This is a genomic window from uncultured Bifidobacterium sp. (assembly GCF_959020145.1).
In the GTDB taxonomy this organism is placed as follows: domain Bacteria; phylum Actinomycetota; class Actinomycetes; order Actinomycetales; family Bifidobacteriaceae; genus Bifidobacterium.
Genome location: NZ_CAUEQY010000059.1, coordinates 1 through 5493, shown reverse-complemented (window position 1 = coordinate 5493; position 5493 = coordinate 1). Strand labels below are relative to the sequence as shown.

3 protein-coding genes are annotated in these 5493 nt (G+C 57.2%); all 3 read right to left on the bottom strand.

The genetic code is table 11. The features are described from left to right. Positions 1 to 2024: aminopeptidase N (gene pepN, locus Q5H33_RS07980; RefSeq protein ID WP_302423918.1), on the bottom strand; the 2024-nt coding region annotated here is incomplete at its 3' end. Positions 2025 to 2219: 195 nt separating this feature from the next. After that, positions 2220 to 4331 (bottom strand): ribonuclease J, encoded by a 2112-nt coding sequence (locus tag Q5H33_RS07975; RefSeq protein WP_117663286.1) that lies wholly within the window; start codon positions 4329 to 4331, stop codon positions 2220 to 2222. Between the two features lie 179 nt (positions 4332 to 4510). After that, complete coding sequence (gene dapA / locus Q5H33_RS07970; RefSeq protein ID WP_033524364.1) at positions 4511 to 5416, bottom strand: 4-hydroxy-tetrahydrodipicolinate synthase; 906 nt, start codon at positions 5414 to 5416, stop codon at positions 4511 to 4513. Positions 5417 to 5493 lie beyond the last annotated feature (77 nt).

Below are 5493 nucleotides of genomic sequence, written 5' to 3'. Positions count from 1 at the left end.
CCATAACCCAAGTAGGCGGTGATCAGCTGGAACTGCTCGTCGGAACCGGCTTCGGCGGCCTGAGCCAGCTTGAACAGTTCGGCAGCCACATGCTCCACCACTTCGGCACGGTCGGCCGGAGCGGTGTAATGCCATGCGGTGGTGCTGACCTGCGCCAAAGCGTAACGGAACGTGGTGGACTCATGTTCCGTGGCAAGCGCAGCCAAAGAGGTTTCGATGAACTGCTTTGCCGGCAATTCGCCGTCACGAGTCATATCCCAGAATGCAAGCCAAATCACGGAACGAGCCAACGCATCGTCGAAACGATACAGGTTCTCCGCAGCGAACTTGAGGCTCTTCTCGTCGAAGCGCAGCTTCGTGTATGTCAAATCGTCGTCATTCACCAAAATCAGCGCCGGACGTGCCTTGCCGGCAGCCGCTTCGACAATCGTCAGTTCGCCGTCAACATCAAGTTCGAACTGGTCGGTACGCACGATCTTGCCGGTTTCCGGATCCTCATTGTAGAAGCCGACAGCCAGACGATGCGCGCGCAGCACCGGATGCTCAGCCGAAGCGGACTGGCGCAACGCAAGCTGGCGAATCGTGCCATCCTCGTTTTCCTCAACTTCGGTGGCGATGGTGTTGATGCCGGACTGTTCAAGCCACTGGGCGCTCCACGCCTTGAGATCGCGGCCGGACGTCAACTCGAGTTCAGCCAGCAGATCGGCGAGCGTAGCGTTGGAGTACGCATGCTTGTTCAGATAATTGTTGATGCCCTTGAAGAACTTCTCACGACCCACATAGAACACGAGCTGCTTCAACACGGAAGCGCCCTTGGCATAGGTGATGCCGTCGAAGTTGACGTACGTGTCGTTCAGATCGTTGATCGGCGCGACGATCGGGTGGGTGGTGCTCAGCTGGTCCTGGCGCAGTGCCCAGCTCTTCTCGCCGGAGCTGAATGTGGCCCAAGCGTCCTTCCATTCCGTGGCTTCGGCAGTGGCGAGAGTGGACGTGAACTCGGCGAAGGATTCGTTGAGCCACAGGTCGTTCCACCACTTCATGGTCACGTAGTCGCCGAACCACATGTGTGCAAGCTCGTGCAGCACGGTGACCACGCGGCGCTCGGCATACGCGTCGGTGACCTTCGATTCGAACACGTACTGGTCGCGGATGGTGACCATGCCGATGTTCTCCATAGCGCCGGCGTTGTATTCCGGCACGTAAATCTGGTCGTACTTGGCGTACGGATACGGCACACCCCAAGTCTTCGCATAGAAGGCGAAACCCTTCTTGGTGATGTCGAACAGGTAGTCGACATCCTTGGCGAACGCTTCGGCGAGCGCCTGACGGCAGTACATGGACATCGGCACGGTGCGACCGTCTTCGTTGGCGTATTCGGTGTGCCATTCGGCGTACGGTCCTGCGCAAATGGCGGTGAGGTAGGAGCTCATGGTCGGCGTGGATTCGAACACCCACAGCTTGGTGGTTTCGGCTTCGTGCGTGCCGAGCGTGCCCTCTTCGGTAACGGTTTCATTGTCGGTCACGGATGCGGCAGGCATGTTGGAGGTGACGATCCACGACTTGGCTGCAAGCACGGAAAAATCGAACACGGCCTTGATGTCGGGCTGGTCGAACACGGCATACACGCGGCGGGCATCCGGCACTTCGAACTGAGAGTACAGGTAGATGTTGCCGTCGGAAGGGTCGACGCTACGGTGCAGGCCTTCACCGGTGTTGGAATACTGGCACAGTGCCTTGACGGTCACTTCGTTGTGCGCTTCGAGGTTCTTCAGTTCGATACGGCTGTCGGCGAACGCTTCGGCCGGATCGAGAGTTTCGCCGTTGAGTACGATTTCGCTCACTTCGGTGGCGATCAGGTCAAGGAAGCTGGTAGCTCCCGGCTCGGCGTCGAACGTGATGGTGGTTTCGGAACCGAAATTCTTGGCTCCACGGGTCAGATCAAGTTTGACCGTGTAATGAACCGGTGCTGCGATAACGCTTTTGCGTTCTTCCGCTTCGATTCGGGTGAGATTTGCTCCTGGCATGTCACTCCTTATTTGTGTTGAGATTCCTATTTATTGAATAGGAGACGGCGCAACCGGTTGTGCCGGTTACGCCGTCCTTCTTTTGATTATGTAATCAACAATTATTGACGATCTGTCGATATTTCAATATTATTCCAATATTGATTTCGCTGGAATCGGCGATATTGCGAAAAATATTGACTATCTGTCGATTCATCATTGCGCTGCGTTCAATCCCATCGCTTCGTCAACATCCTGTGCGATATCGGCAACGACCGGAACGATCATCGGCTTGCGATGCAGCTGACGTGCGACCCAGCTACCCAACGTACGACGCATGATCTGCTGCAACTTGTATGTATCGTGCGTGCCAGCCATCATCGCATCCTGCAATTGCTCGACGATCTGATGACGAACCTTGTCGAATTCGCTTTCGTCTTCGGCCACCGCGTTGAGATAGATCTTCGGACCTGCGACAACGTCAGCCGTTTCCGTATCGACGACGACGAAGCTCGACACGAAACCTTCCGTGCCAAGAATACGACGCTTCTCAAGCTCGTCCTCGGTAAGTTCGCCAACGGAATCGCCATCGACGTACACATAGCCGCATGGCACGGAACCGACAACAGCAGCTTGGCCGTGGTACAAATCGACCACATCGCCGTCTTCGGCAAGCACCACATTCTGCGGATCGACGCCCGTCTTGACCGCGATCATGCCGTTGGCCACCAAGTGACGGTTCTCGCCGTGGATCGGCATGGCGCACTTCGGCTTGACGATGTTGTACATGTACAGCAGTTCGCCCTCATTGCAGTGGCCGGACACATGCACGGCGGCATTGTCTCGATTGACCACACGAGCGCCAAGCTGCACCAGCTTGTTGATGATCTTGTACACGCCATGCTCGTTGCCCGGAATCAGGGAGCTCGCAAGAATGACAGTGTCGAATTCGTTGATGGTGATGTCGCGATGATTGCCGTCGGCGATACGGCCAAGCGCGGCCATCGGCTCGCCTTGGGAACCGGTGCACATGTAGACGAGCTTGTCGTCCTGCACATCATGGGCCTTCTTCAGGTCGATGACCGTGTCTTCCGGAAGTCTCAAGTAGCCCAAATCCGCAGCGATGGACATGTTGCGAACCATGGAACGGCCCACGAACACCACCTTGCGACCGTACTTGTGGGCGGCGTCGACAACCTGCTGCACACGGTGCACATGGCTGGAGAAGCTGGCCACGATGATCTTGCGCGTGGCCTGGGCGAACGCCTGATCCAGCGCCGGGCCAATGGTGGTTTCCGGCTTGACGAAGCCTGGAACCTCAGCGTTGGTGGAATCCATCATCAGCAGATCCACGCCCTTTTCGCCGAGCTTGCCGAACTCCACCAAATCAGTGATGCGATGGTCAAGCGGCAGCTGGTCAAGCTTGATATCGCCGGTATCGATGAGGCTTCCGGCCGGAGTCTGCACGAACACAGCCAGAGCGTCCGGAATGGAATGCGTGACGTTCACGAACTCAAGATTGAACGGACCGACCTTCAGCTTGTCACGACCCTTGACCTCAACCAGTCGCGGATTGATGCGATGCTCCTTGCACTTGGCTTCAACGAAAGCCAACGTGAGCTTGGAACCAATCAGCGGAATGTCGGGGCGGAGCTTCAGCAGATACGGCACGCCGCCGATATGATCCTCGTGGCCGTGGGTAAGCACCAGAGCCTCGACCTTGTCGAGACGATCCTTGATGTAGTGGAAGTCAGGCAGAATCAGATCGACACCCGGCTGCTCCTCTTCGGGGAAAAGCACACCGCAGTCGATGAGCAGCAGGTGACCGTTGTATTCGATCACGTTCATGTTACGGCCGATTTCGCCCAGGCCACCAAGCGGCACGATGCGCATGGAGCCCTTACGGTACTTCGGCGGAGCGATCAACACGTCATCCTGCTGGGGCGCGGTGGTCTGCGGAGCAAGACGGGAATTGCGACGGCTTCCAGCAGAAGAGCTTGCCGCGCTGGAGTTCTTGGAACCTCTGGAGTTCTTCGTGTTCTTTGCGGCCTTCACGTTTTTCGTGCTCTTCGAGCCCTTGGAGGAGCCGCTGCCGTTGCCGCGAGAACCGCCACGAACGGAACCGGACGCATCGCCCGCACGATTGCCACGGCCACCGCCACGGCCAGAAGACTTCGCCTTCTTGGAAGTCGTTTCAGCCTTGCTGACCTTCTCAGAGCTCACAGACTTCACGGATTTCACATCCGCGGTCTGCGTGTTTTCAGTGCGCTTGGCAGCTTTGCTGCCGCGCTTGTGCGTAGTTACTGTTTTGGTTTCTTCTATAGCCATTTCCTAGTTGGATTTCTATTACTAATTGTCTCCGCCTGTGCGGAAACGAGGAATTCAGTTAGTTTGCCGTATTACGGCAAACCCAGCAAACTTGTGATCGCAACAATGCCCGGAATCAGCGCAATCGCCGACAATCAAGCGCTTCGCAATCACAAGTTTCGCAATCACAAGTTCTTCAATTACAGCAAGCCGGAAGCGCGCATGCCATCTTCCGCGCGCTTGATCTCAGCCTCGCCCGGACCGACGTTCGGCAGACGCATCGTCGTGGAGTCGAGAATGCCACGCACCTTCAGCGAAGCCTTGGCCATAACAGCCTGGAAACCGTTGCCGTTCATTGCTTCGACCAGTGGAGCAAGCTGCACGGCAATGCGCTGAGCCCCATGAATGTCACCGCGGTCGAATGCGGCAGCCAAATCGCGCATCGGACCGGAAGCAGCATGTGCGATCACGGAAATAATGCCGACTGCACCAACCGAAAGGAACGGCAGGAACAGACCGTCATCGCCCGAATACCAAGTCAAACCGGTCTCCATACGCTTACGCACGGCACCCGCGATATCTCCAGTGGCGTCCTTCACCGCCTTGACGTGACCAAGCTCAGCCAAACGACGGTAGGTTTCCAACTGAATGTGCAAACCGGTGCGGCCAGGCACATCGTAAACGATAATCGGCTTGTCCGCGGAATCATTGACCGCCTTGTAGTGACGGAACACGCCTTCCTGCGACGGGCGCGAATAGTACGGAGCGACCACAAGCACCGCATCGGCGCCCGCCTCCTGAGTCTGCTCCACCATGCGCACGGTGTGGGCGGTATCGTTGGAACCCGCACCGGAGATAACGGGCACGCTCACCACATCCTTGACGGCCTGAACCAGCTCGACCTTCTCCTCCATGTGGGTGGTGGGAGACTCGCCCGTGGTGCCATTGACCACAAGGCCATCGGCGCCATCGGCAACAAGCTGCTTCGCAAGCTTCTGCGCGGCCTCGAAATCAACGGAACCATCGGCCTTCATGGGGGTGACCATGGCCGGAAGAATACGTCCGAAAGGAGCAGGATCAAGAAGATGCATAGTACCGTCAGTCATAGTGCCAACGGTACTTCCCGCCACGGACGCCGAAGCGCCCGAGTTCGCGACCATATCGCAATATGAACTGCCTTCCA